This is a genomic window from Lentzea aerocolonigenes, from assembly GCF_000974445.1.
In the GTDB taxonomy this organism is placed as follows: Bacteria; Actinomycetota; Actinomycetes; order Mycobacteriales; family Pseudonocardiaceae; genus Lentzea; species Lentzea aerocolonigenes.
The window spans coordinates 132,058-153,197 of the sequence record NZ_BBOJ01000025.1 but is presented as its reverse complement, the minus strand read 5'-3'; the positions used below and the strand labels follow the sequence as shown (position 1 = coordinate 153,197).

The following is a 21,140-nucleotide window of genomic DNA, read 5'->3' as shown; positions in this document are numbered from 1 at the left end:
GGGTCGTGCTGTATGTGAAGCGGTGGCTGCGAGCGCCGCTGCAACATGCGGACGGCCGCCTTGTGCAACGGGATCGCGGCACCCCGCAAGGGTCCGCGGTCTCACCGGTGCTGGCGAATCTGTTCCTGCACTACGCGTTCGACGCGTGGATGGCACGGGAGTTCCCGACCGTCCCGTTCGAACGGTACGTCGATGACGCCGTCGTGCACTGCGCCAGCAAGGCCCAGGCCGAAACTGTGGCCAGGGCGATAGCGCAGCGGATGGAACAGGTCGGGCTGCGACTGCACCCCGACAAGACGAAGATCGTGTACTGCCAGGACGGCAAGCGGCGAGGCTCGCACGAGCACACGTCGTTCACATTCCTGGGATTCACGTTCCGGCAGCGGCGGGCGCGGGGCAAGAACGGGAACTTCAACAGGTTCTTGCCCGCGATCAGCAAGGACGCCCTGAACAAGATCAACGCGGAAGTGCGGTCCTGGCGGCTGCACCGACGTACCGGTCACTCCTTCGCCGACCTCGCAGGCAGGATCAACCCTGTCGTGCGAGGCTGGATGCAGTACTACGGAGCGTTCTACCGCTCCGCCCTGTATCAACTCCTGTCGCGCATCAACGCCTACCTGATGCGCTGGATCCGTAAGAAGTACAAACGGTTGCGGGCCAAGAAGAAATCCTTCCAGTGCTGGTGGGGAATCACGCAGCGACACCCCCGCATGTTCGCGCACTGGACCTGGGTAACTTCGGTCCCGCGCGTCTGGTGACCAGAGTGACAAGAGCCCGGTGACGGGAGACTGTCACGCCGGGATCTGTGGGAGCCCAGGGGTGAAACTCCCCTGGGCTACCCGACTCCAAGGCCACGGCATCCAATCGCTCGAACAACCTCCTGCCGCGCTCCACCGCCGCGTTGTCCTGTGCGAACACCTGGCCCATGTTGGTCTCCGTGAACACCACCGGAGGTACCTTCTCGAACTCGTACAGGGTGCACTTGGTCTGAAATGCGGCGCCCCTCACGTTCGCGGGCACGACACGGAGGATGTGGGTGTTGAACAGGAGACGCAGGTACTGGTCCTCCATCAGCTGCGCGTCGCCGAGGTGCAGCTGCAAAGCGAGCTCGTGCACGTAGAACAGGCACTCCGGGCGGTTCGGCCGCCGCAGGATCGTCTGCCGTTCCATACGTGCCTGCACGTACTTCTCGATGTCTTCGGGGGCCTCGATATCCCCGTCCACGAACAGCTCACGCGCGTAGCGCTGCGTCTGCAGAAGACCGTGCACCGTCATGATGTCGTAGGAGACGATCTTCTTGGCCATCGACTCGGTCATGGCGATCGTGCGGAGGTTGTCCGGCACCTGCACGAAGTAGAGGTCGAAGGCGTTGCGGTAGCGGCGGCGGAAGTCCTCCATGAAGTCGATGTCCTTGCCGCAGGTCGCGAGGTACTGGACGAGGTCGATGTCGCTCGCCCGCGCCTTGCCGTTCTCGATGGTGGACACCTTGCTTGGATCCCATCCAAGCTGAATGGCCATCGCACGGCCGCCCAGCCCGGTGCAGGACTCCCGCAGCCTGCGCAGTTCGTCGCCGAGGTCCCGGCTGTACGCGGTGGAAATGATCGCGGTCATGCCTTCGACGTTAGGGTTTGGATTCATTCCACAGAACCGGCTCGTTCGGGTGAAAACCAGGGCCACGGCAAAGTCGTCCCAGCACGCCCCCAAACCAAGCGTCGTCGATGAACGGAACCTTCATCGACCTGTGGTGGACGAAGGTTCCGTTCATCCACCACCACAGGCTGCGCTCAGGCCCTGATCTCCCGCCGCTCGAACGCCATCGCCGCACCCGCGACGAGAACCGCGGTGAGCACGACCAGTCCCGCCAGACCGAGCCAGTTCGGGTCACCCGTCAACGCGTCGTTCACCGCCGCGTGGTGGAACGGAGAGAGCACCCGCCACGGCCGCAAACCCTCTGACAGCGGCGAAAGGGCGTCGAGCAGGTAGGTCAGCAGACCGAGTCCGACCGGGATCGCGACCGCGAGGCCAGGCCGGCCGATGAGCGCACCGACGAGCAAAGCCAGAGCGCCGAACGGCAGCGCCACCACCGCACTCGCCGTGACCGCCCACACCAGGTCCAGCCAAGGCACTCCGAGACCGGCCACGCTGCTTCCCACCACGAGCACAGCACCGAAGGCAACCGTGACGAGGGCGAGTGAGGTGAACACCGCGAGCGCCTTGTCCAGCAGCAGACGGGTGCGGGAGATCGGATTGGCCAGCAGCAGATCCATCGTGTGGGCCTTCTCCTCGCCCGCCGTCGCTCTGGAGGCTTGGCCGATGGCGACGCCCAGCAGCACCAGTGGCGCGAGGAAACCGAACACCTCGCCCTGCAGGTAGCCCACCCCGCTGGCGAGCGACTGCTGGACGTTGAAGAGCGCCTTGAACGACTCCGGGTACGACTCGAGCAGCTTCTCGAACTCACCCGCGGCATCCCGCACGGCCGGGTACACGGCGAGCTGCAGCAGCACGCTCGCGATGAGCGCGATGCCCCAGCCGGTGGTGCTGCCGCGGTTGTCCCGCAACGACTTCGTCATGAGCTCAGTCGCCATCGGAGTGCTCCTCGGTGTAGTGGACGAAGATGTCCTCGAGGTCTGGTTCGTGGCTCGTGACGTTGAGAAGCGGGAACCTGGCCGCGGTGCGCACGAGCTCGCCGACCGCGCCGGTGACGCGGCAGCGGACCTCCGTGCCGCTGACCTGAACTGCCGCCTGCACACCGGGTATACCGCTGAAGGACGCTGCCGCGACCTCCTCGCCGAAGGTGAAAGTGAGTTCCCGCACGGCGTTGGCCTTCAACGACGTGACGGTGTCCTCGACGACGAGGCTCCCGGCGAGCAGGATGCCGACGCGGTCGGCCACGTGCTCGACCTCCGACAGCACGTGCGAGGAGAACAGCACCGTGCCGCCGCCGTCGACGTACTCGCGCAGGTAGGTGTGGAACTCCCGCTGCGCCAACGGGTCGAGGCCGCTCGCGGGCTCGTCGAGGATCACGAGCTCAGGCCGGTGTGCGAAGGCCTGCACGATCCCGAGCTTCTGCCGGTTGCCCTTGGAGAGCTCGTCCGTGCGCCGGTCGAGGTCCAGGTCGAGGCGCTTGGCGAGCCGCAACGCCTCGGAGAGGTCGGGGTGCTCGCGCAACGCCCCGCAGAAGCCCAGGTAGTCGGCGCCGGTCAACCGGTCGTAGAGCACGAGATCGCCGGGCAGGTAGCCGATCCGGCCACGCAGCCGTGGTGACATCTGCGCGCCGAAGAGCCTGATGCTGCCGTGCGTCGGCCTGATCACGTCGATCAGCAGACGCAGCGTGGTGGTCTTGCCGGCGCCGTTGGGCCCCAGCAACCCGTACACCTCGCCGGGAGGCACTTCGAGGTCCAGGTCCCGCAACGCGACGGTCTTGCCGTAGGACTTGCTGAGCTGCCGTGTGCTGATGACGTTCATCGCAGACCGCCTGTTTCCGCGGAGTGTTTGACGGTGCGCAGGATCGCGCGGCTGATGATGCCCACGAACGGTGTGCTGATCCGCCAGTAGCGGCGGAAGCTCAGCCACGCGCGCGGGTCGGTGAGGACGACCCGCATCTCGGCGGTGACGAGCGTGCGGCGCTGGCCGTAGGGGAGCACGGAGACGGAGCAGACCACCTTGGCGTAGCCGGGTGCGTTGAAGTCCATGAAGTCCCGTGCCTCGACCGGAACCCACTGGGCGACGGGTTTCCAGGCCTTGCCGATCGCGCCGAACACGATCTCGTGGCCGGGGTTCTCGCCGAGCACGACCCAGTCGGTGCCCGCGTCGAGGTCCTGGATCGTCAACCGCGTGCGTTGCCGGGGAGAGCGGTCCTGACGCCATCGTTCGGGCAGTTCGCGCAGGCGTACGGCAGCGGTGACGAGGAAGCCGTGCAGGTCCGTCAGGTCGAGGTTGTGCACCGCCTTGTACGTCGCGGCCGGATCGGCGTCCACCACGACGTGGTCGGTGCGGCCGAACTCAGACCTCGGCGCGAACTGGTCGGCGAGGAGCGGGAAGGGAAGGGACGCCACGGTCTTCCTCCTGGACGGATCGGTGCACCACGAGCACGGGGCAAGGGGCGTGGTGGAGCGCGGCCCTGGTCACGGCGCCGCACGGGCAACGGCGCGGCGTGCAGAACTCGGAGCGTCGCGCTGTGGCTCGTGGCGAAGACGACGGGGCGGGCGAGGACAGCGGCGTCGTCGGGTCCACCGCTGACGCGAGCCGTGACGTGTCCGTGCAGGCCGTGCCGTTCGGCGGTCGTACCTCGCACCACCACCGCGTCGCAGCCCACCGCACGGCTTCCTCGCTCCACGGGGAGCCGTCCGCGATCACGACGACAGGTTCCACAAGTCCACGGTGACCTGGCGCCAGAGCCGTTCCCAGTGCGGAGGGTGGGCACCTTCGCGGGACGAAAGTCCTGGCACCACTGGGTCTCGTGCCGCTGTGTCGACGGGCGGCGGACGAAGGACCGTGTGGTCTCCAGCACGAGGAGGCACGACGATGAGCACGCTGACGTTTCTCGGCGGCACCGGCACGGTCACCGGAAGCAAGTTCCTGTTCGACACCGGCAGGTCGCAGGTCCTGGTGGACTGCGGGTTGTTCCAGGGGCTGGCACCGTTGCGGCGCCGCAACTGGCAGCAGCCTCCGCTGGACCTCGATCGGCTCGACGCGGTCGTGCTCACCCACGCCCACCTGGACCACAGCGGTTATCTGCCGGTGCTGGTGCGGCACGGGTGGCGTGGACCGGTGTTCACGACCGAGGGCACCGCCGACCTGGCCGCGATCGTGCTGGCCGACAGCGCGCACCTGATGGTGGAGGAAGCACGCCAGGCCAACGAGTCGGGCTGGTCCAAGCACAAGCCCGCGCTGCCGTTGTACGACGCGGGCGACGCGGAGCGCGCCACCAAGCTGTTCCGGCCGATCGACTTCGAAGCGCCCCGGTCGATCGCCGCCGGCGTCGGCCTGGAGTTCGGCCGCGCCGGCCACATCCTCGGCTCGGCCTGGGCACATCTGACGCTGGGCGATCGCAGCGTGGTCGTGAGCGGTGACCTGGGCAGGCCCGCCCATCGCGTGCTGCTGCCACCGCAACCGAGACCTGCCTGCGACGCGTTGCTGATCGAGTCGACCTACGGCGACCGCCCGCACGACGACGCCGCGGCGACGGCGTTGTTCGCGGAGACCATCCGGCGCACGGCGGCACGCGGTGGCAGCGTGCTGATCCCCGCGTTCGCGGTGGACCGCACGGAGGTGATCCTCATCGAGCTCGCCAAGCTGGTGCGGGCGGGGGAGATTCCCGACCTGCCCGTGTTCGTGGACAGCCCGATGGCACTGGCGTCACTGCGGGTCTACCGGCAGGCGGTCGCGAAGAGCTGGCCGGAGATCCGTCCCGAGCTGATGAACGGCGAGGACGCGTTCGACCCCGGTCAGCTCGCGGAGCTGCACACCTCGGCCCAGTCGATGCAGGCCAACGACCCGAAGAAGCCGTCGATCATCATCTCCGCGTCCGGCATGGCCACCGGCGGCCGGGTGCTGCACCACCTGAAGCACATGTTGCCCAACAACAGGCACACGGTCCTGATCGTCGGCTACGCGGCGGTCGGCACGCGGGCCCGCTCGCTGGTCGACGGGGCCCGCGAGATCAAGATTCACGGCCGGTACGTGCCGGTGAAGGCCCAGGTCCAGGTGCTCGACGCGTTCAGCGCGCACGCCGACGCGGACGAGCTGATGGCGTGGGCGACCAGCGGTCCCGCCCCGGCCACCACCTACGTCGTCCACGGCGAACCGGAGAGCGCCGCGACACTGGCGGACAGGTTGGAGACCGAGCACGGGTGGACCGCGGTCGTGCCGAAGGACGGTGAGCGGGTCCTGGTGTGACCCGCTCAGCTCGTCGAGGTCGTCGGCTCCATCAGCAGTTCAGCGACCGGTCGTCGCGGTGTGGCGGGGACCGGTGTGCTGAAGCCCATGCGCAGCAGGGCCTGGGGCACGAGCACGCCGCCCAGCGCGCGGCGCAGTTCCTCTCGCACGGTGCGGACCTCGATCGGCTGGGACATGAAGGACGCGGACAGGCCGAGCGTGGTGGCGGTGAGCAGCACCCGTTGCATCGCCTGGCCCGCCTGGATCTCGCCCAGCGGGCCTTCGTGGTGCGAGCACACGACCGCGACCAGGGGGTTGGACTCGTAGTCCTTCCCCGACAGGCGTTCGTGCTCGTGCCCGGGGTGGAAGTCGCGGAACGCCCACTCGTCCTGCGCCTCGGGGTGGAAGCCCGCCGACGCGGGCGGCACACCGTCGGTGGCGCCGGGTCGGTGCCCGGTGAAGGTGCCGAGCTCGGCCTGCACCTCGGGGTCCTCCTGCTGGATCCGGTGGGCGCGGCGCACGAAGTCCTTCATCCGGGCGACCTCCTCGCGGGATCCGACGATGTGCAGCCACGACCGTTCGAGCTGAGCCGCTCGCACCATGGCGTACGCGTGCCGCGCGTCCACACCGGACTCGAAGAACGGCCGCCGGTTGGTGCGGCGCAGCGGAACGGCCTTGAGCAGGGTCCGCGTTTCGTCGTCAGGAGTGAGCCCACCGACGCGGCGGACGATCGCCAGCGCGTCAGGCGCCGGGTGGCCGGGCGTGATCGTGACGAGCGGGCGCACACCGAATCCCTGCAGCGCGAGTCGCAGGTTGAACAGCGCGGCGCCGCAGGACAGGCGCAGTTCGCGGTCCTCCGGATCCGTGGCCGGAAGCCTCCGGCCGAGGTCGGGGTGCAGCTCGATGCGGTCGGGCAGCACCCGGAACCGCCACGGCTGGCTGTTGTGCACGGACGGCGCGAGCGACGCGGATCGCAGCGCTGCCTCCACCTGCTCCGGTGGGAGTCCCAACGCCGCGATCACGTGAGCCATTCCTGACCCTCCCGTCGCCCTGCTTGCCGAACCCGGTGCCGAAACTGTCACCCGTTCGCGAAACGGACCACACCGCCGAAGGTCCCGACCTGGCCGGGATTGCTTGGCGGCAGAACGACCGCGTGCCAGGCTTCGATCCATGACGGGTTCAGCAGAGAGCCGGTCGCGCAGCCTGCTGGGCGGGCTCAGGCTCGACGACCTGCTCGACGAGATGCGGGAGCGGCTGGCCGAGGTCGGTTCGACACGGGACAAGATGCAGGGCCTGCTCGACGCTGTGCTGGCGGTCGGTGCCGGCCTGGAACTCGACTCGACCCTGCAACGCATCGTCCAGGCTGCTGTCGAGCTCGTCGGGGCTCGTTATGGCGCGTTGGGCGTGCTCGGTCAGCGCGACAACCTCTCCCAGTTCGTCTACGTCGGGATCGACGCCGAGACCCGCTCGAGAATGGGACACCTGCCGGAGGGCAAGGGGCTGCTCGGCCTGCTGATCGAGGAACCGCGGGTGATCCGGTTGCACGACCTCAGCGAGCACGCCGCCTCGGTGGGTTTCCCGGCCAACCACCCGCCGATGCACAGCTTCCTCGGTGTTCCCGTGCGCGTGCGCGACGAGGTGTTCGGCAACCTCTACATGACCGAGAAGATCGATGGAGCCGACTTCACCCCTGATGACGAGGTGGTCCTGGAGGCACTCGCGGCAGCTGCCGGCGTAGCGGTCGAGAACGCCAGGCTCTTCGAACGGTCGCGGCTGCGCGAGCGGTGGCTCGAAGCCACCGCGGAGATCAACTCGCTGCTGCTGGGCGGTGCCTCCGCCGAGGACGCGCTGGGGCTCATCGTCCACCGGTGCTCGGAGCTGGCGGCTGCGAACAGCGTCGCGGTGCTGCTCGCCGACGGCCCTGACCAGCGTCTGCGGGCCATTGCTCAGGCAGGGGTGTCGCTGGTCGAGGGCGCGATCGACCCCTCGGGGACGGTCCTCGCCGACGTGCTCGCCTCGGGTGCGCCGATGCTGGTGGAGGACCTGGAGGGGCTTTTCGGTGCGGTGGACACGGAGCTCGGCGCGTGCGTGATCGTCCCGATGCGCGCGGGCACGACGGTGACCGGCCTCCTGGTGACCGTTCGGGAGAAGGGCGCGGTGCCGTTCGGACCGGACCTGATGCCGCTGCTCGCGTCCCTCGCCGACCAGACGGTGGTGGCGCTGGAGTTCGGGGAGAACCAGAAGGCGAGACGTCTGGTGGACGTGCTGGAGGACCGCGACCGGATCGCTCGCGACCTGCACGACCACGTGATCCAACGGCTGTTCGCCACCGGCATGAGCTTGCAGGGCTCACTGACGTGGGTGACCCACCCCGAGGTCAGGCGGCGGGTGCAGAAAGCCGTCAACAGCCTCGACGAGACGGTGCTGGAGATTCGCACGTCGATCTTCGACCTGCAGGCCGCTGACGACGACACGGGGCTGCGGCGGCGGTTGCTCGACATCGTGGCCGAGCTGACCGAGGGCGCCGCGCTGACGCCCGCGGTGCGGATGAGCGGCACCATCGACAACCTCGTGCCCGAACACATCGGCGAGCAGGCTGAGGCCGTGGTCAAGGAGGTGGTCGGCAACGCGCTGCGCCATTCGCAGGCGACCGACCTGACGCTCACCGTCGAGGCGGGTGACGCGTTGACCATCAGCATGGTGGACAACGGCGTCGGCATGCCGCCGCACGTGGCCCGCAGCGGTCTGCGCAACCTGGAGCACCGTGCGGGCGGCTGCGGCGGGTCCTGCACCGTCACGGACGAGCCCGGCGGTGGCACGCGGGTGACGTGGCGGGTGCCGCTGGACTAGTAGGGTGTCGCGGCTAACTCTTGGGGTAGAGGTGGCGGAGTTTGACGCGTGCGTCGTCGGTGGTGAATTGCCAGCGGACCTTGCGTTGCTCGGTGTTGATGGCGTGTTGCCAGGCGGTGAGTTCGGTGTTGAGGGTGTCGAGGTCGCTGATGCGGCGGTCGAGGCATTGCCGTGATAGCGCGGACAGTTCAATCTCGGCGATGTTGAGCCAGGAGCCGTGTTTGGGCGTGTGGTGGATCTCCAGGCGCTGGGCGAGTGAGAACGCCTCGTCTGGCGCGAAGGCCTCGTAGAGAGAGGCGATGGCGTGGGTGTTGAGGTTGTCCATGACCAGCACCACGGTCTCGGCGTCGGGATAGTCCACGGTCAGGAGTTGTTTGACCTGCGCGGCCCAGTCGAGCATGGTGCGCTGGGGCAGGGCATGCACGCGGCGCCAGCCGCGCAGGGGCTCGGCGAACACGAAGATCGAGCAGGTGCCGCACCGGACGTATTCACTGTCCTGCCGGGCATCGCGGCCCGGCCGGGCCGGGAGTGGCTCGCGGACCTCGCCGAGGAACTGGAAGGGTTTCTCGTCCATGCACACGACCGGCCGGGCCGGGTCATAGCGCCGGGCGTAGACGGCGAGCACGTCCTCCATGCGGGCGGCGAACTCCGCGTTGGACCGCGGCGGGATGTTCCAGCACTTCCTCAGGTGAGGACGCAGTTCCGTTTTTTCAAAACCCGGCCGATGGTCGAGTGGTCCAGGTTCGGGATGTCCTCGGTGAGCTGGACGTGTTTCTCCAGTAGCCGCAACGACCACCGCGCATGCCCGGCCGGCGGCTGCGAGCATGCCAGGGCGATCAGCCGCGCCTCGACCTCGCCGGTCACCGGCGAGGGCACCGGCGGAAGATCCCGCTTTTTACGTCCGATCGTGGCCAGCACATCACCACCGGTCTCGGCGAATCGCTTGGCGACCAGTCGCAGCATCTCGCCCGAGACCTCGAGCCGGTCCGCGATCACTTCCTTCGGATCCGGTTCGCCCACCGAGGTGTCCAGCGCGAGCAGCACCCGCGCCCGCCTGATCGCCGACGCCGAATGCACACCCGTTGTCGTCAGCCGGATCAACTCCTCACGATCCCGCGCGGACAACGTCACCGGCCGTTTCAGCTGGGAGGCCATGACAACAGCCTCCCAGCCGCAGGCGCCATAACTAAGCAGCGACACGCTACTAGGACCTAGCCCTCTTCGGCCGGCGTGGGCTTGACGAGCTTCGAGGCGAGCACGGCGGCCTGAGTGCGGCGTTCCAGCCCGAGTTTGGCGAGCAGGTGCGACACGTAGTTCTTGACCGTCTTCTCGGCGAGGAACATCTTGTCCGCGATCTGCTTGTTCGTGAGACCCTCGCCGACCAGGTCCAGCACCGTGCGCTCCTGTTCGGTGAGCATCCGCAGGGGATCACCGCTCTCGCGTTCGCGGCGGATCCGGTTCAGCAGCGCGGCGGTGGAGCGTGCGTCCAAAAGCGACTGTCCTGCTGCGACGGTCTTGACGGCGTTGGTGAGGTCGCTGCCGACGATCCGCTTGAGCACGAATCCCGATGCGCCCGCCATGATCGCGTCGAACAACGCCTCGTCGTCGGTGAACGAGGTGAGCATCAGGCACTTGAGGTCGGGCAGCCGGGACATCAGCTCCCGGCACAGCTCGATGCCGTTGCCGTCCGGTAGCCGCACGTCGAGCACGGCGACGTCAGGCGCCACCGCGGGCACCCTGGTGAGCGCCTCGGTGACCGAGGAGGCCTCGCCGACGACCTCGAGGTCCTCCGAGGCGCTGAGCAGTTCTCTGATCCCGACGCGGACGACCTCGTGGTCGTCGACCAGGAAGACACGCGCGACCACCGCTACCACCTCTCGCTCAACGACGTGGTACGGAACGATCCTCCCCGCGAGCGAGCCGACACAGGGACCAAAGACTCTGATCAACGAGAACGCAGGGTTTTGCGGACCCGGTCGAACTCGTCGGTGTCGATCTCACCTCTGGCCAGCCGGTCCTCGAGGATCCGCAGCGCCGAGCCACCGTGCTCGTCACGACGGCGGACCAGCAGCACGACGACCGTGAGGAGCACGCTCCAGAACACGACCATGCCCAGCGTCATCACCACGAACCCGCCCCAGCCCATCGGGGTGCCGTAGTACATCGTCCGCTCCTCACTCGCTCAGCTGTGCCGGGGTCCGGGTGACGCCCTCGACGTCGTTCGCGGCCGCGTCCAGCAGCTGGTGCGCGAGGTCGGAGAGCGCCCGCGACGCCGCGAGCTCGTCACCGATCTCCGGAACGTCGCGGTCCGCGGGGTTGAGCCGGGCCAGGCCGGTCCCGACCAGGTGCGTCTTGTCCGCCGTGTGCAGGCGTGCCTCCGCCCTGGTCCGCGACTCGTGCTCGTCGATGTGGATCTCGACGGACCACTTCTTGGCGGTGCTCATGGAACCTCCTCGTCCTGGGACTCCAGCTTGGAACGCGGCCCTGACCCGCTCGCAGAGTCCAACGTCCCGCACCGGGCGAGACCCTCCGCTCTGTCCGGCGCACCGCCGTGCGCCGGATCGTCGAAGCATGCGCTGGAGTGCCGCGGAGGCGGCGGAAATCGTGGAAGCGGCCAGGAGTGCGCCCGTGTACAGCCCGGGCAAACCCTGGGTGCTCGAGCTGCACAACCGGTCGGTGTACCTCTACGAGGTCCGGCACAGGTCGTCGCACGACCCGCTCGGCATGGACAGGTTGCTCACCTGCGGCGCGGCGCTGGAGCACATCGTGCTCGCCGTCCGGACCGCCGGCTGGCACGCCAAGGTGGTGTTCCCGTCCGACCACGCGAACCCGGATCTGATCGCGGTCGTGAAAGCCGACCGGCGGCAACCGCCGGACCCCCGTGAGCTCGCCCAGCACCAGGCCACCCGGTTGTCCGAGGGCACCGGGGACGGTGAAGCGAGGAATCTCGTGTCCGCCAACCACTGGGCGGGAACCGAGCTGCACCCGGTCGACGACGACACCCTCGTCGTCGTGACGGTCGGCGACGGCCGTCCGGACCACGTGCGAGGCGGTGCCGCGTTGCAGGCGGCGGTTCTCGCGGCGCGGTCCGCGGGACTGCGGGTCCGCCCGGTGATCCACCTGATGCACCGGCAGGAGTGGCGGGCCGGGCTGATCGAACGTCACGAGCTGGCGGGCTTCCCGCAGGCGTTGCTGCTCGTGGGTGCCAAGGACCGGAAGGAAGAAGCGCCATGCGTGCTAGCGACATCATGACCAGTCCGGCCATCACGGTGACACCGGACGTGCCCGTGCGCGGCGCCGCGGCGCTGCTCGTGTCGCACGGGTTCACCGCACTGCCGGTGGTGGACGACGACAAGCGGCTCATCGGCATCGTCACCGAGGCTGACCTGCTGCGCAACGGCTACGTCGACGAGACGGGCGGCAAGACCGTGGGCGAGGTGATGACCTCTCCCGCCGTCGCGATGGACACCGGCGCACAGGGCGCCGTGATCGCCCGCGTGTTCGTGGACGACCGCATCCGCTGCGTGCCGATCGTCGACGGCTCACAGGTCGTCGGCATCGTCACCCGGCGCGACCTCGTGCGGGTCCTCGCCCGCACGGACACGACCGTGTCGGCCGAAGCCCAGCGAATGCTGGACCTCTACAGCGGCGGCAGTCGCAAGTGGACGGTCGTGGTGCAGGACGGCGAAGCCGTGGTCGGCGGAGAAGCGGCGGACGAAGAGACCGAACGCGTGATCAGCGCACTCACCGGGTCGGTTCCCGGAGTGCTGCGGGTACGCGTGCTGACTGAGGGAAAGCGATGAAGGGACCTGACGCGCCCGTCGTGGTCGGTGTCGACGGCTCGTCGTCGGCGCTGGCGGCGGTGAAGTGGGCAGCCGACGAATGCGCCCGCCACCACGTGCCGTTGCGGCTCGTGCACGGGTACTCCCTGCCGGTCAGGGGATATCCGGAGATCATCATGACCGGCAACGAGATCCGGAAGGCGATCGAGGACCAAGCGCACGGATGGCTTGCCGAAGCGGTCGCCGCTGCCCGTGCCGCCGCACCGGACGTCGAGGCGACGACCGAGGTCCTCAACGACAGCGGGATCCATTTGCTGATCGAGGAGTCGCGCGACGCCCGGCTGGTGGTGCTGGGGTCACAGGGCCTCGGCAACGTCACCGGCCTGCTGGTGGGCTCGACCGCACTCGCACTCGCCGCGCACGGGAAGTGCCCGACAGTCGTCGTCCGCGGCACCTCGGTGCCGGACGGTCCGGTGGTGGTCGGTGTGGACGGTTCGCCGACGAGCGAGGCCGCGCTGGCGTTCGCGTTCGAGGCGGCCTCGATGCGCGGCTGTTCGTTGACCGCGATCATGTGCTGGCAGGACTTCATGGTGGAGAGCGCGTACAGCGCGTCGCGGTTCACGGTGGACTGGAGCCAGGTCGAGGGCGAGGAACAGCGGCTGCTGGCTCAGCGGTTGGCCGGCTGGCAGGAGAAGTACCCGGACGTCGCCGTTCACCGCGTGGTGCTGCGGGACCGTCCGGTGCGGGCTCTCATGCGGTACGGCGCGGAGGCGCAGCTCGTGGTCGTGGGCAGCCACGGGCACGGCGGGTTCGCCGGGATGTTGCTCGGGTCGACGAGTCAGGCGCTCGTGTACAACGCGCCGTGCCCGCTGGCGATCGTCCGGCCCGTCGAGTGAGAGAAACGCCGAGGCGGCCTTCCCGCGGTGGGAGGCCGCCTCAGCCGGTTCCGATCACTTCACCGCGCGCGGTGGGATGACCACCACCGGGCATTCAGCGCCGTGCAGGCACTTCTGGGCGACTCCGCCCAGCACGGCTCCGGCGACCCTGCCGTGGCCACGGGTCCCGATCACGAGCAGGTCGGCGTGCCGGGAGGCCTCGACCAGGTGGTCCGCCGCGTCGCCCACCTCGACGACCTCGGTGACGTCCGGTGCGTCGGGCACCGTCGCGCGCACGAGCTCGACGTTGGCGTGCAGTTCCTGTGCGGGGTGGCGTTGCGGCCTTTCGCCGTACGGGTTCAGACCCATCAAGGTCGCCGGCACGAACACCGGCTCGTGGAAGTAGGTGAGCACCGCTTCCACCCTGGCGCCGCGGCGCGCCGACTCCTCCAGCGCCCACCGCAGCGCGGCGTTCGACTGGTCGGAACCGTCCACGCCGACCACGATCACCGGTGTCCTCATCGTCTCCTCCCATCGCTCATCACGAGCGTGGCCGTCTCTCCACGGCGGCTGGCAGGGACCAACGTCATGACTCGGGCGAGCCCATTCGCCCTGCTCGTGCGCTCGGCCGTGGCGAACCCTCTAAGGAACTCGAGCAGGAGGTGTGCCATGAAGGCCGAAGCCGGTGACTGGCTGGTCGTAGAGGGACCGGTGATCGACCACGGCGGTCGGCGTGGGCTGATCACGGAGGTCAGGCACGAGGACGGCACGCCGCCGTACCTGGTGCGGTGGCTGGACTCCGAGCACGAGACCCTGGTCTTCCCCGGACCGGACGCGCACGTCGTGAAGGCCGCGGGCTGAGCCCGTGAACACGGCGGTCGCGCTGGGGCACCTCGCGACGGCACTCGCGATCGGCCTCCTGCTGGGTGTCGAACGCGAGCACGACAACGCGCGCGACTCGGTGCGACCGGCGGGCTCGCGGACGTTCCCGCTGATCGCCTTGGCCGGTGCCGTGAGCGCGGCGGTGTCGCCGATCGCACTGGGCGTCGCGCTCGTGGCCGTCGCCGCGCTGGTGATCGCCTGGTACCTGCGGACCACGGAGCCCGGTGCGACCACCGAGATCGCGGCCATCACGGCTTTCCTCCTGGGCGCGCTCGCCTGGCAGCGGCCCGAGCTCGCGGTACCTGTCGGTGTGGTGGTGGCGGCGTTGCTCGCGGCGAAACGGCCGTTGCACCGCTTCGCCCGCAAGGTCGTGAGCGACCAGGACGTCCGCGACGCGATGGTCCTGTTCGTGGTCGCCTTCGTGGTGCTGCCGTTGCTGCCGGATCGGCCGCTGGGGCCGTACGGAGTGCTGAACCCGACGAGGGTGTGGTGGCTCGTCATCGCCGTCACGGTGATCGGCTGGGCCGGGTACGTGTCCGCGCGGGCGTTCGGACAGCGCTGGGGCCTCCTGGTCACGGGGTTCGCCGGGGGCTTCGTGTCCGGTTCGGCGACGACGGCGGTGATGGGCCGCAAGTACCGGGCCGTCGGCGCGGCGGCGTTTCCCGGCGCCGTGGCGGTGAACCTGGCCACGCTCGCGCAGATCGTCGCGGTGACGGCGGTGGCGAGCCCGCCGGTCGCGCTGCGGCTGCTGCCCGCGATCGGCGCCGGCGCGGTGGTGCTGCTGGTGGAGGTGGCCTGGCTCGTGTGGCGCACCAAACCCGCGGAAGCCGACGACGAACCGGTGGTCGGCAGACCGATGTCGATCAAGGCCGCGTTGGTGCTGGCCGGGATCCTCGTGCTGTTCCTGGTGATCACTCGGACGGCGGCCGAATGGCTGGGTGGCGGGGGAGTGGTGGCCGCGGGTGCGCTCGGAGGGCTCGCGGACGCGCACGCCGCGGCCATCGCCGCCGCGTCCCTCGCGCCGCAGTCAATTCCAGTGCACACCGCGGTGCTGGCCTGCGGTGCCGCGCTCGCCACGAACACGGTGGTCAAACTCGTGCTCGCCGCGGTGGCCGGTGGACCGGGGTTCGCGGTGAAGCTGGCCGCGTGGCTGGCGCCTGTCGTCGTCGCGGTGGCACTCGGTGTGGCCTGGTAGGACGAAGGTCCCGCACCGCACGGGACTCGGGCCACTCACTGCTGATCACGCGGGCCGGGAGGCTCAAGTGCATGAGCGAGAACGAATCCCGGCCCGTGGTGGTCGGCGTGGACGGATCGGCCGCCGCGCGGGCGGCGCTGGAATGGGCCGTGGAGGACGCTCGGCGGCGTGGGTGCAGGGTCGACGCGGTCACCGCGTGGCACCCGGACTACGGGTTCGTCATCGGCGCGGTACCCGCCGAGGTGGTCATTTCGATGTCGCCGGAGGCGATGCGTGCCGCGGCCCAGGAAGGACTGGACAAGGCGGTGGAAGGCTTCGAAGGCGTCGAGGTCCGCCCGGTCCTCGTCGAAGCCGATCCGCGCACCGCGCTGGTCGAGGCTTCGAAAGACGCTGAGCTGCTCGTGGTCGGCAACCGCGGCCACAGCACGATCGTCGAGGCGATCCTGGGCTCGGTCAGCTCGTACTGCGTGCACCACGCCTCCTGCCCGGTGGTCGTGATCCGCGCGCCCGAAACGGAGCAGGAAGAGCGTCCTGCCGCCGAAGCCGCCGAAGCCGCCGTGCCGCTGACCCCCGGACCGTTGCTGTGAGAGCACGAACCGGCCACGCCCGGCAGGCCGACCCGTTTCTGCGGCAACTGAGGAGGACTCGATGAGCACGACAGCAAACCCGATCGTGGTGGGTGTCGACGGGACCCCGGCGTCGAACAGCGCGCTCCGGTGGGCGATGGACGAGGCTGTCGTTCGCGGCTGCACGCTGCACGTCGTCAACGCCTGGAACTACGAGCCCATGGCCGACTGGCGGGAGAACACCGTGCAGCAGGCCGAGGCCGAGTCGGAGGCCCTGATCGACGAGTCGGTGCGTGCGGCGTCGGAGGGACGCGCCGAGCTGCCCGAGATCGTGCGGCGCAGTCTGCGGGGCTACGCGGCAGAAGTGCTCGAGAAGGCGTCGGAGGGCGCCGCACTGCTGGTCGTCGCCTCGCACACCGGCCACTGGATGCGTCAGATCGTGCTGGGCTCGACGAGCATGCACGTGGTGCGGCACGCCCACACGCCGGTCGTCGTCATCCCGGTGACCGACCGGGAGTCCGCGGAGGCGACCCGATGAGGGCAAGGGACGTCATGGCCGGTCCGCTCGTGACGGTCGGGCCACGTGACTTCGCCCGGCACGCCGAGGGCCTCATGGACGACTCCGGCCTCACCGTGCTGCCGGTGTCCGACCACGGGGTGTTCCGCGGCGTGGTGACGAAGGCCGCCTGCGCGGGCGTCACCGGCAAGGTCGAGGACGTGATGTCGCAACCCGTCCTGACCGCCGGCCCGGAGATGGAGGCGGCCACGCTGTACGACGCGATGACCCTGCGCGAGGTGCTCAGCGTGCCGATCCTGGAGGACGGCCTGATCCTCGGTGTGGTCACGCGGCACGACGTCCTGCGGGCGATCAGTCACGAGGACCCGCATCTGCGAGTTGGTCATGCCGGTTCCCACGGCTGACCGCGAGGACGTCGCGCACCACGGGTTGCCGGTGCCCGAGGTCGTGGTGCTCGCGGAGACCGACCAGGACGCCGGGCTCTCGACGGCGCAGTGGCGGCAGCGGCTCGACGACCTCGGTCCGAACGAGCTGCCGCCGCGGCGTGGACAGCACTGGACGTTGCGACTGCTCGGGCAGCTGCACCACCCGTTGATCTACGTGCTGCTCGCCGCCGCGACGATCACCGCCGCGCTCGGCGAGGTCGTCGACGCCTCCGTGGTGTTCGGCGTGGTCGTGATCAACGCGATCATCGGCTTCGTCCAGGAGGCCCGTGCGGAGAAGGCGCTCGACGCGCTCGTGGCGATGGTGCGCACCGAGGTCACCGTGGTGCGCGACGGTGTGAGCGCTCGCGTCCCGTCGGCCGAGCTCGTGCCCGGCGACGTCGTGCTGCTCGACGCGGGCGACCAGGTCGGCGCCGACCTCCGGCTGGTGGTGGCGCGGGAGTTGCGCGTCGACGAGTCGGCTTTGACGGGCGAGTCGGTGCCGTCGGCGAAGAACTCGGTCGTGCTGCCGCCGGAGACCGCGCTCGCCGACCGCGCCAACATGGCCTACTCCGGCACGCTGGTGACGGCGGGCAGCGGGCGCGGGGTCGTGGTGGCCACCGGTGCGGAGACCGAGATCGGCCGGGTGCACCGGCTGGTGAGCACGACAGCGACCGTGCAGACGCCGCTGACCCGCAAGCTCGCCCACTTCAGCCAGGTGCTGACGGTCGTGATCCTCGGCCTCGCCGCGTTCAGCGTGGTGGTCGGGGTGCTGCGCGGCGAACCGTTCGCCGAGATGGTCACCGCCGCGGTGGCCTTGGCGGTCGGAGCGATTCCCGAGGGGCTGCCCGCGGCGGTCACCGTGACGCTCGCGATCGGTGTGTCCAGGATGGCACGGCGCAACGCGATCATCCGGCGCCTGCCGGCGGTGGAGACGCTGGGCAGCACCACGATCATCTGCACGGACAAGACCGGAACCCTGACCGCGAACGCGATGACGGTGAACGCGGTGGTGGTCGGGGGAGTGCGGCACGAGGTGTCGGGGATCGGCTACACGCCCACCGGTGTCTTCACGCCGGCGGTGACCCCGGCGGTGCGTGAGTGCCTGCTCGCGGGCCTGGCCTGCAACGACGCGCGAATCGTGGAGGAGGACGGCCGCTGGCTTCCCGTCGGCGATCCCACGGAGGCCGCGCTCGTGGTGGCCGCCCAGAAGATCGGATTGGACTCCTCCGACCTGACGGCACGGGTCGACGTGCTGCCGTTCAGCTCGGAACGGCTGTTCATGGCCACCAGGCACGAGAACGACGTGATCTACCTGAAGGGCGCGGTCGAGAAGCTGCTCGACCTCGCGGGACTTCCCCACAGCGCCGAAGCGGACGAGCTGGCCGCCGCCGGGCTGCGCGTTCTCGCGATCGGCCGTGCCACCGGCGTCGAGATGACCGAGGAAGCCCTGCGCGGCAACGTGCGGCTGCTCGGTCTCGTCGCCATGCACGACCCCGCCCGGCCCGAGGCGATCGAGGCCGTGCACGCCTGCCAGGCGGCGGGCGTCGAGGTCAAGATGATCACTGGTGACCACCCGGCCACCGCTCGCGCGATCGCCGCGGAGTTCGGCATCACCGACGTGCACGCCCGTGTCGCCCCGGAGGAGAAACTGCGGCTGGTCAAGCAGTTCCAGGCGGACGGCCAGGTCGTCGCGATGACCGGCGACGGCGTGAACGACGCACCCGCGTTGCGGCGGGCCGACATCGGCGTCGCGATGGGCCGCGGCGGCACGGAGGTCGCCAAGCAGGCGGCGGACATGGTGCTCACCGACGACAACTTCGCGTCGATCCGCGCCGCCGTCGAGGAAGGCCGCGCGGTGTTCGACAACCTGCGCAAGTTCATCATCTGGACCCTGCCCACCAACATGGCGGAGGGGCTGGTGATCCTCGCCGCGATCCTGCTCGGCGCCGCGTTGCCGATCCTGCCGGTGCAGATCCTGTGGATCAACATGACCACCGCCGTCGCGCTGGGACTGACCCTGGCCTTCGAGCCACGTGAACCGGGCGTGATGAACCGTCCGCCGCTACCGCCTTCGCTTCCGTTGCTCACCCGCAGCCTGGTCGGACGGATCCTGTTCGTGTCGGCGATCCTCCTGGCCTGCTCGTTCGGGGCGTTCCGCTGGCAGCTCTCGGCGGGAGCGTCGCTGGAAGTCGCCCGCACGGTCGCGGTCAACGTGTTCGTCGGTGCCCAGATCGCCTATCTGGCCAACTGCCGGTCCCTGGAACGCATCCGTCCGCGCACCGGGCCGAACAGGTGGCTGCTCGTCGGCGTCGCGCTGACTGTCGGTCTGCAACTGCTGCTCACCTACGCGCCGTTCATGAACTCGTTGTTCCACACAGCTCCGCTCGGCTGGCAGCCCTGGCTGGTCGTGCTCGTGCTGAGCGCGGTGTCGTACGTGCTGGTGGAGCTGGACAAGTGGCGGAGACGCCGATGGACAGGCTGAAGCGGGACGTCTACGAGCGGGAGCTGTACCGGTTGCAGATCGAGCTGGTGAAGCTGCAGGAGTGGGTGCGGGAGACCGGTGCGCGACTCGTCGTCGTGTTCGAGGGCAGGGACGCGGCGGGCAAGGGCTCGGCGATCAAACGCATCGCCGAGCACCTCAACCCCAGGGTCGCCCGCATCGTCGCGCTGCCCGCCCCGAGTGAGCGGGAACGCACCCAGTGGTACTTCCAGCGCTACGTCGCGCACCTGCCGGCGGCGGGCGAGATCGTGTTGCTGGACCGCAGCTGGTACAACCGCGCCGGTGTCGAGCGCGTGATGGGCTACTGCACACCGGAGGAACACCGGCTGTTCCTCCGGCAGTGCCCGGTCTTCGAACGGATGCTCGTCGAGGACGGCATCCTGCTGCGCAAGTACTGGTTCTCGGTCAGCGACGCCGAACAGGAACACCGGTTCCGCAGGCGGCTCCGGGACCCGTTGAAGCGGTGGAAGCTCTCCCCGATGGATCTCGAGTCGCTGACGCGCTGGGAGGACTACTCGCGGGCGAAGGACGAGATGATGGTGCACACCGACATCGCCGAGTCCCCCTGGTACGCGGTGGAAGGCGACGACAAGCGGCGGGCCAGGATCAACATGATCGCCCACCTGCTGAGCACGATCGACTACCACGAGGTGACCCCGCCCGAGATCACGCTGCCGCATCGGCCGCCGTCGCAGGGTTACCAGCGCACCGCGCGCACGTTGCAGCGCGAGGTGCCCGACCGGGCGGGTGAGCTCGACGGCCGGTCCGGCTGAACTCCTGGGCGACACCGCGGGCCAGGCATTGCGCGTGTGGCGGGGAAGTTCGACAGCGCGCCCCTGTGGTCCGCCCCGGCGTGGACCAAGAACACGCGGCGTGACAGGAGGACCGCGCGCGGCTCGCACGGCGTCGACCGGACGCGTGGGCCTCCTCCCAGACCGAGACCACGGGCTCAGCGGGGTCGAGACGTTGGTCCCTGTGGATCGGGGCGCCGACCCGGAAATCTTGAGGAAGGAGGTGGACCATGACCGCGAAACGGATGTCCAGACTCGTCCATCAAGCCTTTCCCTACCGCAACGAGCTCGCGACCACAGGCGACCGGATCGAGAGCACGGTGCTCGTGCTGGGCATCGCGGTGGCGATGCTGGCCGTCCCCGTGGCCGGTGCGGCCGGGTCGGAGATCTATGCGACGCAACGGGAGCGAGTTGCCGTCGAACAGGTGAGCAGGAGTCGCGCGGAGGCGGTCCTGATCGAGGACGCCCCGCACACGATCGGCTCGTCCGAGCGGGGCGGGGTCGTGGAGACGGTTCCCGTGCTCGCCCAGTGGCGCCTGCGCGACGGCAGTGCCCGGCGCGGGCCCGTCCAGGCCCACTACGACGCCAAAGCCGGCGCTGTCGTGCCGATCTGGGTCGACCGGGACGGGCGTGTGACTGAGCCTCCGATGACCAACGAGGGGGCTGCGATCGATGCGATCGTGCTGGCCCTCCTGTTGTGGAGCGCGGCCGCGGGCTCGATGGCGCTGCTCTATCTCGTCACGACGTTCGTCCACAGGAGATTCCGCCGCCGGCGGTGGGCGGACGAGTGGAAGCGGATCGCACCCGAATGGACGGGTCGGTGACGGTCGTCGGCCAACTGAAACGCCGGAAATGGGGGCGCCGCAGCTGCGGCGCCCCC

General features: G+C 69.4%; 26 protein-coding genes. 15 read left to right on the top strand and 11 right to left on the bottom strand.

Annotation, left to right across the window (positions count from 1 at the left end; all coding sequences use genetic code 11):
• The coding region (locus tag AOM45_RS40110; RefSeq protein WP_156249763.1) for a reverse transcriptase domain-containing protein at positions 1–758 on the top strand (758 nt) is incomplete at its 5' end.
• Here the strand turns inward: AOM45_RS40110 and AOM45_RS40105 are convergent.
• The 4 genes from AOM45_RS40105 to AOM45_RS40090 form a co-directional block, all read right to left on the bottom strand.
• Positions 691–1,611, bottom strand: a complete 921-nt coding sequence (locus AOM45_RS40105) for a helix-turn-helix domain-containing protein (RefSeq protein ID WP_059362943.1) — start codon at positions 1,609–1,611, stop codon at positions 691–693. The two genes, AOM45_RS40110 and AOM45_RS40105, sit on opposite strands and share 68 nt — an antisense overlap.
• Before the next feature lie 173 nt (positions 1,612–1,784).
• On the bottom strand, positions 1,785–2,585 hold the full coding sequence (locus tag AOM45_RS40100; RefSeq protein WP_030474284.1) for an ABC transporter permease subunit: 801 nt from the start codon (positions 2,583–2,585) through the stop codon (positions 1,785–1,787).
• Positions 2,575–3,465 carry an ABC transporter ATP-binding protein gene (locus AOM45_RS40095; RefSeq protein ID WP_030474285.1) on the bottom strand — a complete coding sequence of 297 codons (891 nt, stop codon included), beginning with the start codon at positions 3,463–3,465 and terminating at the stop codon, positions 2,575–2,577. The genes AOM45_RS40100 and AOM45_RS40095 overlap by 11 nt, the downstream gene beginning before the upstream one ends.
• Positions 3,462–4,055 carry a hypothetical protein gene (locus AOM45_RS40090; protein ID WP_030474286.1) on the bottom strand — a complete coding sequence of 198 codons (594 nt, stop codon included), beginning with the start codon at positions 4,053–4,055 and terminating at the stop codon, positions 3,462–3,464. The genes AOM45_RS40095 and AOM45_RS40090 overlap by 4 nt, the downstream gene beginning before the upstream one ends.
• A 122-nt stretch (positions 4,056–4,177) precedes the next feature.
• Between AOM45_RS40090 and AOM45_RS51405 the strand changes: the two genes are divergently transcribed.
• On the top strand, positions 4,178–4,384 hold the full coding sequence (locus AOM45_RS51405; protein WP_156094505.1) for a hypothetical protein: 207 nt from the start codon (positions 4,178–4,180) through the stop codon (positions 4,382–4,384).
• A gap of 140 nt (positions 4,385–4,524) precedes the next feature.
• Positions 4,525–5,898 carry an MBL fold metallo-hydrolase RNA specificity domain-containing protein gene (locus AOM45_RS40085; protein WP_030474287.1) on the top strand — a complete coding sequence of 458 codons (1,374 nt, stop codon included), beginning with the start codon at positions 4,525–4,527 and terminating at the stop codon, positions 5,896–5,898.
• 5 nt (positions 5,899–5,903) lie between these two features.
• On the opposite strand, the gene AOM45_RS40080 is transcribed toward AOM45_RS40085, so the two are convergent.
• A complete protein-coding gene (locus AOM45_RS40080) occupies positions 5,904–6,908 on the bottom strand; it encodes an Acg family FMN-binding oxidoreductase (RefSeq protein WP_030474288.1) in 1,005 nt (334 codons plus the stop codon).
• Positions 6,909–7,047: 139 nt separating this feature from the next.
• Between AOM45_RS40080 and AOM45_RS40075 the strand changes: the two genes are divergently transcribed.
• Positions 7,048–8,727 carry a GAF domain-containing sensor histidine kinase gene (locus tag AOM45_RS40075; protein WP_030474289.1) on the top strand — a complete coding sequence of 560 codons (1,680 nt, stop codon included), beginning with the start codon at positions 7,048–7,050 and terminating at the stop codon, positions 8,725–8,727.
• 13 nt (positions 8,728–8,740) lie between these two features.
• Here the strand turns inward: AOM45_RS40075 and AOM45_RS51400 are convergent, their stop codons facing one another.
• The 5 genes from AOM45_RS51400 to AOM45_RS40050 form a co-directional block, all read right to left on the bottom strand.
• Positions 8,741–9,523, bottom strand: a complete 783-nt coding sequence (locus AOM45_RS51400) for an IS630 family transposase (RefSeq protein ID WP_201780160.1) — start codon at positions 9,521–9,523, stop codon at positions 8,741–8,743.
• Entirely contained in the window at positions 9,412–9,882 is a 471-nt protein-coding gene (locus AOM45_RS52535) for a helix-turn-helix domain-containing protein (protein WP_201780143.1), read from the bottom strand. The genes AOM45_RS51400 and AOM45_RS52535 overlap by 112 nt, the downstream gene beginning before the upstream one ends.
• Before the next feature lie 56 nt (positions 9,883–9,938).
• Positions 9,939–10,592 (bottom strand): response regulator, encoded by a 654-nt coding sequence (locus AOM45_RS40060; RefSeq protein ID WP_030469850.1) that lies wholly within the window; start codon positions 10,590–10,592, stop codon positions 9,939–9,941.
• Positions 10,593–10,672: 80 nt separating this feature from the next.
• Positions 10,673–10,891, bottom strand: a complete 219-nt coding sequence (locus tag AOM45_RS40055) for an SHOCT domain-containing protein (protein WP_030469851.1) — start codon at positions 10,889–10,891, stop codon at positions 10,673–10,675.
• 10 nt (positions 10,892–10,901) lie between these two features.
• The gene (locus AOM45_RS40050; RefSeq protein ID WP_030469852.1) at positions 10,902–11,171 is read right to left on the bottom strand and encodes a DUF1876 domain-containing protein; all 270 of its coding nucleotides are present in this window, start codon (positions 11,169–11,171) and stop codon (positions 10,902–10,904) included.
• Between the two features lie 127 nt (positions 11,172–11,298).
• Here AOM45_RS40050 and AOM45_RS40045 point away from each other — a divergent pair, with 127 nt between their 5' ends.
• Genes AOM45_RS40045 through AOM45_RS40035 form a run of 3 tightly spaced genes read left to right on the top strand, consistent with a single transcriptional unit; the run spans position 11,299 to position 13,405 of the window.
• Positions 11,299–11,979 (top strand): hypothetical protein, encoded by a 681-nt coding sequence (locus AOM45_RS40045; RefSeq protein ID WP_156094051.1) that lies wholly within the window; start codon positions 11,299–11,301, stop codon positions 11,977–11,979.
• Positions 11,958–12,530, top strand: a complete 573-nt coding sequence (locus tag AOM45_RS40040) for a CBS domain-containing protein (protein ID WP_030469854.1) — start codon at positions 11,958–11,960, stop codon at positions 12,528–12,530. Before AOM45_RS40045 ends, AOM45_RS40040 begins: the two co-directional genes overlap by 22 nt.
• Complete coding sequence (locus AOM45_RS40035) at positions 12,527–13,405, top strand: universal stress protein (RefSeq protein ID WP_030469855.1); 879 nt, start codon at positions 12,527–12,529, stop codon at positions 13,403–13,405. The genes AOM45_RS40040 and AOM45_RS40035 overlap by 4 nt, the downstream gene beginning before the upstream one ends.
• Before the next feature lie 54 nt (positions 13,406–13,459).
• Here AOM45_RS40035 and AOM45_RS40030 read toward each other — a convergent pair whose 3' ends face one another.
• Positions 13,460–13,906: a universal stress protein gene (locus AOM45_RS40030; RefSeq protein ID WP_030469856.1), complete on the bottom strand. Its 447-nt coding sequence runs from the start codon at positions 13,904–13,906 to the stop codon at positions 13,460–13,462.
• A 147-nt stretch (positions 13,907–14,053) separates the two neighbouring features.
• Between AOM45_RS40030 and AOM45_RS40025 the strand changes: the two genes are divergently transcribed.
• From AOM45_RS40025 to AOM45_RS39990, 8 genes are all read left to right on the top strand, one after another.
• On the top strand, positions 14,054–14,245 hold the full coding sequence (locus AOM45_RS40025) for a DUF1918 domain-containing protein (RefSeq protein ID WP_030469857.1): 192 nt from the start codon (positions 14,054–14,056) through the stop codon (positions 14,243–14,245).
• A gap of 4 nt (positions 14,246–14,249) precedes the next feature.
• Complete coding sequence (locus AOM45_RS40020; protein WP_030469858.1) at positions 14,250–15,461, top strand: MgtC/SapB family protein; 1,212 nt, start codon at positions 14,250–14,252, stop codon at positions 15,459–15,461.
• Positions 15,462–15,532: 71 nt separating this feature from the next.
• The gene (locus AOM45_RS40015; protein WP_030469859.1) at positions 15,533–16,048 is read left to right on the top strand and encodes a universal stress protein; all 516 of its coding nucleotides are present in this window, start codon (positions 15,533–15,535) and stop codon (positions 16,046–16,048) included.
• 61 nt (positions 16,049–16,109) lie between these two features.
• Positions 16,110–16,565: a universal stress protein gene (locus tag AOM45_RS40010; protein ID WP_051784053.1), complete on the top strand. Its 456-nt coding sequence runs from the start codon at positions 16,110–16,112 to the stop codon at positions 16,563–16,565.
• Positions 16,562–16,948: a CBS domain-containing protein gene (locus tag AOM45_RS40005; protein ID WP_081902356.1), complete on the top strand. Its 387-nt coding sequence runs from the start codon at positions 16,562–16,564 to the stop codon at positions 16,946–16,948. Before AOM45_RS40010 ends, AOM45_RS40005 begins: the two co-directional genes overlap by 4 nt.
• A complete protein-coding gene (locus tag AOM45_RS40000; RefSeq protein ID WP_030469862.1) occupies positions 16,929–19,451 on the top strand; it encodes an HAD-IC family P-type ATPase in 2,523 nt (840 codons plus the stop codon). Before AOM45_RS40005 ends, AOM45_RS40000 begins: the two co-directional genes overlap by 20 nt.
• A complete protein-coding gene (gene ppk2, locus AOM45_RS39995; protein ID WP_030469863.1) occupies positions 19,439–20,242 on the top strand; it encodes a polyphosphate kinase 2 in 804 nt (267 codons plus the stop codon). Before AOM45_RS40000 ends, ppk2 begins: the two co-directional genes overlap by 13 nt.
• Before the next feature lie 248 nt (positions 20,243–20,490).
• Positions 20,491–21,084, top strand: a complete 594-nt coding sequence (locus tag AOM45_RS39990; RefSeq protein ID WP_051784054.1) for an Rv1733c family protein — start codon at positions 20,491–20,493, stop codon at positions 21,082–21,084.
• The last annotated feature ends 56 nt before the right edge of the window (positions 21,085–21,140 follow it).

What these genes read in the sequence shown, in the direction of transcription:
- AOM45_RS40105 (WP_059362943.1), bottom strand. Translation starts at nt 1,611, where the DNA reads ATGACCGCGATCATTTCCACCGCGTACAGCCGGGACCTCGGCGACGAA.
- AOM45_RS40100 (WP_030474284.1), bottom strand. Translation starts at nt 2,585, where the DNA reads ATGGCGACTGAGCTCATGACGAAGTCGTTGCGGGACAACCGCGGCAGC.
- AOM45_RS40095 (WP_030474285.1), bottom strand. Translation starts at nt 3,465, where the DNA reads ATGAACGTCATCAGCACACGGCAGCTCAGCAAGTCCTACGGCAAGACC.
- AOM45_RS40085 (WP_030474287.1), top strand. Translation starts at nt 4,525, where the DNA reads ATGAGCACGCTGACGTTTCTCGGCGGCACCGGCACGGTCACCGGAAGC.
- AOM45_RS40080 (WP_030474288.1), bottom strand. Translation starts at nt 6,908, where the DNA reads ATGGCTCACGTGATCGCGGCGTTGGGACTCCCACCGGAGCAGGTGGAG.
- AOM45_RS40075 (WP_030474289.1), top strand. Translation starts at nt 7,048, where the DNA reads ATGACGGGTTCAGCAGAGAGCCGGTCGCGCAGCCTGCTGGGCGGGCTC.
- AOM45_RS52535 (WP_201780143.1), bottom strand. Translation starts at nt 9,882, where the DNA reads ATGGCCTCCCAGCTGAAACGGCCGGTGACGTTGTCCGCGCGGGATCGT.
- AOM45_RS40055 (WP_030469851.1), bottom strand. Translation starts at nt 10,891, where the DNA reads ATGTACTACGGCACCCCGATGGGCTGGGGCGGGTTCGTGGTGATGACG.
- AOM45_RS40050 (WP_030469852.1), bottom strand. Translation starts at nt 11,171, where the DNA reads ATGAGCACCGCCAAGAAGTGGTCCGTCGAGATCCACATCGACGAGCAC.
- AOM45_RS40045 (WP_156094051.1), top strand. Translation starts at nt 11,299, where the DNA reads ATGCGCTGGAGTGCCGCGGAGGCGGCGGAAATCGTGGAAGCGGCCAGG.
- AOM45_RS40040 (WP_030469854.1), top strand. Translation starts at nt 11,958, where the DNA reads ATGCGTGCTAGCGACATCATGACCAGTCCGGCCATCACGGTGACACCG.
- AOM45_RS40035 (WP_030469855.1), top strand. Translation starts at nt 12,527, where the DNA reads ATGAAGGGACCTGACGCGCCCGTCGTGGTCGGTGTCGACGGCTCGTCG.
- AOM45_RS40030 (WP_030469856.1), bottom strand. Translation starts at nt 13,906, where the DNA reads ATGAGGACACCGGTGATCGTGGTCGGCGTGGACGGTTCCGACCAGTCG.
- AOM45_RS40025 (WP_030469857.1), top strand. Translation starts at nt 14,054, where the DNA reads ATGAAGGCCGAAGCCGGTGACTGGCTGGTCGTAGAGGGACCGGTGATC.
- AOM45_RS40015 (WP_030469859.1), top strand. Translation starts at nt 15,533, where the DNA reads ATGAGCGAGAACGAATCCCGGCCCGTGGTGGTCGGCGTGGACGGATCG.
- AOM45_RS40010 (WP_051784053.1), top strand. Translation starts at nt 16,110, where the DNA reads ATGAGCACGACAGCAAACCCGATCGTGGTGGGTGTCGACGGGACCCCG.
- AOM45_RS40005 (WP_081902356.1), top strand. Translation starts at nt 16,562, where the DNA reads ATGAGGGCAAGGGACGTCATGGCCGGTCCGCTCGTGACGGTCGGGCCA.
- AOM45_RS40000 (WP_030469862.1), top strand. Translation starts at nt 16,929, where the DNA reads ATGCCGGTTCCCACGGCTGACCGCGAGGACGTCGCGCACCACGGGTTG.
- ppk2 (WP_030469863.1), top strand. Translation starts at nt 19,439, where the DNA reads ATGGACAGGCTGAAGCGGGACGTCTACGAGCGGGAGCTGTACCGGTTG.
- AOM45_RS39990 (WP_051784054.1), top strand. Translation starts at nt 20,491, where the DNA reads ATGACCGCGAAACGGATGTCCAGACTCGTCCATCAAGCCTTTCCCTAC.